The following is a 4,760-nucleotide window of genomic DNA, read 5'->3' on the forward strand; positions in this document are numbered from 1 at the left end:
GATCACCCCGCCCGAGAAGTTCTTCGAGGCGCTCGCGGCGATCCCCGGCGCCCTGGCGCAGGGCTTGAGCAACCTGGCGACAGGCGGCCATGCACCGATCAACCTGCCGGATCCCATCGGCAATCTGCATCAGGGGCCCGTCGCACCCGCCGAAGGTCTTGGCGCCCGGGCGCAGTCAACGCCGGAGGACGAATCGCCCGGGGACGACCTCGAGACTGGCGGCGCGCTGAGAATGACCGCCAGGGAGGGGGCGGCTCCTGTGGAGTCGGTAGCGACCGCCCCGCCCGCGGCCCCGCCGTCACCGGCGCCATCGCCGGAGCCGACCAACCCACCCGCACAGTCGAACCCTGACGCCCAGGACGACGGACTGCACCCCCGGGTGACGGCCGACGGCAACAGGTTCACGCCCGGCGCCACCGAGACCCCGCCGTCCGCGACGCCAGGCACCACCGCGCCGACCACCACCGGGTCGACCGCCACCGGACCGACCACCATTGGACCGACCACCACCGGACCGACCACCGGGCCCGACCCTGGTGCCGGTGACGCTCCCGACGGTCAAGCCGCGGCCTGAGGGCGGCTAGTGTCGGCTTGGTGAGCGAGCCGTCGTTGAGAAGTGCCACCGACGACGACGTGGCCGGGATCACCCGGCTCGTCGCGTCAGCCTTCGGCAAGTACGTCGAGAGGATCGGCCGACCGCCCGCGCCGATGCTCGCCGACTATGCCGAAGTCATTCGGACATCGCGGGTTTGGGTCATCGACGACGGGTCCGAGATCGTGGGCGTCCTGGTTACCCAGGCCCAATCTGACCACCTACTCCTCGACAACATCGCGATCGCGCCGACGGTGCAGGGTGGTGGTCACGGACGTCGCCTGCTGGAGCGGGCGGATCAGGATGCGCGCGAAGCCGGGCTCTCGGAGATCCGGCTGGTGACCAACGAGGCGATGACGGAGAACCTTGAGTTCTACCCGCGGCGCGGGTTCCAAGAGACGGGGCGCGGCGTTCAGGACGGGTACCGGCGGGTGTTCTTCGCCAAGCACCTGTAGCCGCGCCCATTGATAACAGAGCATCCGCTCTGCTACGTTGCGTGGGTGCCCCGGCCCCGGCTCTACGACCGCGATTTGGTCCTGGACGCCGTGCAGTCACTCGCGGTCGACACGGGCCCGGCGGGGGTCACCACCCGCGCGGTGGCAGTCGCCGCGGGCGTCTCCAACGGCGCGATCTACCACAGCTTCCGGTCTCGTGGCGATCTCCTGGCGCAGACGTGGCTGCGGGCGGCACGCGGATTTCTCGCCGTGCAAAGCGAATTGGTCGACGCCGCCCTCGCCGACTCCGACGGGCCCCGCGGCGACCCGGTCGACGCCGTCGTGGCCGCGGCCGACGCGCCAGCCGTGTTCCACGCCAGACAACCCCAGTCGGCGATGCTGCTCCACCTCATCGATCGCGACCAGCTTCTTGGAGACGACGTCCCCGCCGACGTGGCAGCGCAACTCGGCGAACTCGACCGCGCCCTGGTCGGGTTGATGATCCGCTTGGCCACCCACCTCTGGGGCCGCAAGGATGCGGCCGCGGTCGACGCGATCACCCTGTGCATCGTCGATCTCCCTACGGCATTCCTGCTGTCCCGCAACCGAATCGACTGCCCATGGGCCCGCGCACGATTGAAGGACGCGGTGCGCGCCGTACTTGCCGATACCCCACCCCGACGCCCATGAACGACTACCGAGGAGTGCACGAGTGCCCATCACCCTGACCCATGTCGACGAGATCGCCGTGCTGAATCTCGGCGACGACGAGAACCGCTTCTCGCTCGGCTTCCTCGACGACGTCAACGGTCAGCTCGACGAGATCGAAGGCAGTGCACACGGTCTGGTCACCACTGGTACCGGAAAGTTCTACTCCAATGGCCTCGACCTCGACTGGCTGCTGACGCACGGCGATCAGATGCAGGCGTACGTCGACCGCGTACATGGTCTGTTTGCGCGGATCCTGACGTTGCCGATCCCCACTGCCGCCGCCCTCAACGGTCACGCGTTCGGCGCGGGAGCGATGCTTGCGATCGCTCACGACTACCGCGTAATGCGCGGTGATCGCGGGTACTTCTGCTTCCCCGAGGTCGACATCCGCATCCCCTTCACCCCTGGGATGGCTGCCCTGATCCAGGCCAAGCTGACCCCGGCGGCGGCCGTCGCCTCGATGACGACCGGTCGCCGCTTCGGCGGGCCTGACGCGCACCGGCTCGCCATCGTCGACGCCACCGCCGACGAGGATGCCGTCACGGACGCCGCCGTCGGAATGCTGGCACTGGTCGGCGCCAAGGACGGCGGTACCGTACGGGCGATCAAGAACACGATGTACGCGGGCCCCGTCGCCGCGCTGACCGCGGTCTAGGTCAAGCCCGTGGCGCGCAATCGGATCCAGTCGCTGCTGGACGTCGAGTACCCGGTCGTGCAGGCTCCGATGACCTACATCGCGCGGGCGGAACTGGCCGCTGCGGTCTCCGAGGGCGGCGGGCTCGGCATGATCGAGACCCTGACTCCCGAGGGCCGCGCCGACCTGCTTCGGGTGCGCACGTTGACGAGCCGGCCCGTGGCGGCCAACCTGATGATTCAGGGCTGGAAGAGGGACCCGTCCATCGTCGACACCCTGGCGGCCGCCGACGTGCGGCACGTGTTCACCTCGGCGGGTGATCCGGCCCTGTTCACCGACCGGCTGCACGACGCAGGCATGACGGTGGTGCACGTCGTCGGCTCGTTGCGGGCCGCCCTCAAGGCGCTGGACGCCGGTGTCGACGCGCTCGTCGTGGAGGGCGTGGAGGGCGGCGGGTTCAAGTCCGCTCTCGGAGCGTCGACCATGGTGCTACTACCGCTCGTCGCCGAACGGGTCGACCTGCCGCTGCTGGCCGCGGGTGGGATCTGCGACGCCCGTTCGGCCGCAGCGGCTTTGGTGCTCGGCGCCGAGGGCATCCAGATGGGCACCCGGATGCTGGCCAGCCACGAGGCGGGCGTGCACACCAACTTCAAGAACGCCATCATCGCCGCCCCCGACGACGGCACCGTTCTGCTAAACCTTCCCGGCAACCCCACGATGCGCGTCCTGCGCACCGGACTGGCGGCGACGCTGATCACGGCTGACCCCGAGACGCCCCTACTCGGCGGCATCACCAGCCTGTACTTCGACGGTGACATGGACGCGAGCGTCGCCAACACCGGCCAGGTGTCCTCCCGGATCACCGAACTGTTGCCCGCATCGGAGATCGTTCGGCGGACCTGGTCGGAGATCGAGGTCGCGCTCGATGCGGGCCGGGTACGTCTGGGGTCACCGCGCCACGATGGACGGCCTGCCGAACTGGGCCCGCACCCCGGTTGAGAACAATGCGCGCAGGGGCTCGCCAACAGGTGGCACGCCTGCCGCAGCCACCAACTCGTCGTCCAGGTCCACGATCTCGGCCTCGCGTACCGGAAACGGGCCGTGCTCGTTGGGCACCCACCAGGTGCGGCCGGCCTTGCGGGTGTGCGCACCCCAGCGCGCGGTGAGCCAGATCTCCAGCGGCGTGGGGACGACGGCACTGCCGACGTCGACGGTGAGGTGGCACCGCAGCCCCCGATCCGGCAGGCGGCGCACGCTGTCGTAGGTGATGCGGGCTCCGGTGCGCGTCATCCGCATCCTCGCCCAGGTGTATGGCACACCGAGGCAAACCCGTGTCACGGGCACCATGGCCAGCCGCTCGGTCTCCAGCGACAGGAAGAGGACGCCGTGCCTGCCTGCGTCGTCGGTGGAGTACAGCCGGACGTTGGTCTCCAGGAAGCTTCCGAAGTACGGGATCGATCGTGGAATGCCAAGCGCCACTTCGCGCATGGTAAACGGGACGAGTCCAACGTAGGTCACGCCGTCGGCGAAGACGTCGGGCCGGGTACCGGTCGGATACAGGTGCTCGATCGAGCCGGGATCGACCGGCCAGTGCACGAACACGAGGTCGGTCCAGTGTTGGTGGGTGAAGACGGGTGGAGGCGCCGGTGGCGCGTCGATGGGATACCCCGCGAGCGCCGACGGATCGGAGGGGTCTGGAGCTGGCGAATCAAGTGAATCGGCCACCTCGTGATGGTGTCACGCCGCCCGAGCCGGGCCGAGCCTGGCTCAGCCCTCGGGCGGCGGCGGCAGGATCAGGCCGGGCGGCGGCGGCGGACCGTCGGCTGGATCGGGCAGGAACTGCACCAGTCCCGGCGGGATGACCGTTCCGGGTAGCGGAGCGGTACCCGGCAATGGCTGACCCAGCTGTTCCTGCGGTGCCTGACCAAGCCCGCCGTAGGTGCGGCCGTCACGCTGCAAGTCGATGTAGCGGCCGAACCACTCCCGCTTGGAGACGTCGGCGTTCTCCTGGCCGGGAGCGACGTCGAACTGGTGCCCCTCCCCCGGCGCCGAGGGCACGTCGTTCACCTGAATTCCGTACGCGTTGTTGAACACGTTCAGGTTCGGCGGGATGCCGACACCGCCGTTGGGCGCCGAGGGCACCGGGTTCTGGCCGAGGACCGTATCGCGGTCGAGACCCGCGACCGGGGGTGCGCCCAGTGCACCCGGCACGGGCGCCGGGGCCGCATTGTTCTGCGCCAGCACGTCCAGTCCAGCCGCGCCAAGTGGGGTACCGATCAACGGTATTGCCGGGCCGGGAGGAGGCGGAGGGGGAGGTGCAACGGGTTCCCCCGGCACGGGCAACGGCACGGGAGGAAGGTCGTCGGCGGCAGCGGTCGCCGGGAAGGCG

6 protein-coding genes and 1 pseudogene are annotated in these 4,760 nt (G+C 69.6%); 5 read left to right on the top strand and 2 right to left on the bottom strand.

Going from position 1 to position 4,760, the window contains the following annotated elements; all coding sequences use genetic code 11:
• From ABW137_RS09330 to ABW137_RS09350, 5 genes and pseudogenes are all read left to right on the top strand, one after another.
• Positions 1-574, top strand: a pseudogene (locus tag ABW137_RS09330) (hypothetical protein); the annotation flags it as partial.
• Positions 575-594: 20 nt separating this feature from the next.
• Complete coding sequence (locus ABW137_RS09335; protein ID WP_526399144.1) at positions 595-1,047, top strand: GNAT family N-acetyltransferase; 453 nt, start codon at positions 595-597, stop codon at positions 1,045-1,047.
• Between the two features lie 45 nt (positions 1,048-1,092).
• Positions 1,093-1,716 (top strand): TetR family transcriptional regulator, encoded by a 624-nt coding sequence (locus ABW137_RS09340; RefSeq protein ID WP_526399146.1) that lies wholly within the window; start codon positions 1,093-1,095, stop codon positions 1,714-1,716.
• Positions 1,717-1,738: 22 nt separating this feature from the next.
• Complete coding sequence (locus tag ABW137_RS09345; protein ID WP_526399148.1) at positions 1,739-2,392, top strand: enoyl-CoA hydratase-related protein; 654 nt, start codon at positions 1,739-1,741, stop codon at positions 2,390-2,392.
• 9 nt (positions 2,393-2,401) lie between these two features.
• Positions 2,402-3,370, top strand: coding sequence for an NAD(P)H-dependent flavin oxidoreductase (locus ABW137_RS09350; protein ID WP_526399150.1), 969 nt, complete (start codon positions 2,402-2,404; stop codon positions 3,368-3,370).
• Here ABW137_RS09350 and ABW137_RS09355 read toward each other — a convergent pair.
• Both ABW137_RS09355 and ABW137_RS09360 read right to left on the bottom strand, forming a co-directional pair.
• Positions 3,320-4,096, bottom strand: coding sequence for a YqjF family protein (locus ABW137_RS09355; RefSeq protein ID WP_526399152.1), 777 nt, complete (start codon positions 4,094-4,096; stop codon positions 3,320-3,322). The two genes, ABW137_RS09350 and ABW137_RS09355, sit on opposite strands and share 51 nt — an antisense overlap.
• A gap of 42 nt (positions 4,097-4,138) precedes the next feature.
• Positions 4,139-4,760 (bottom strand): hypothetical protein (locus tag ABW137_RS09360; protein ID WP_526399153.1); only part of this gene is annotated, 622 nt, incomplete at its 5' end.

Origin of the sequence: Mycobacterium sp., from assembly GCF_040509115.1 — a bacterium.
Lineage (GTDB): Bacteria > Actinomycetota > Actinomycetes > Mycobacteriales > Mycobacteriaceae > Mycobacterium.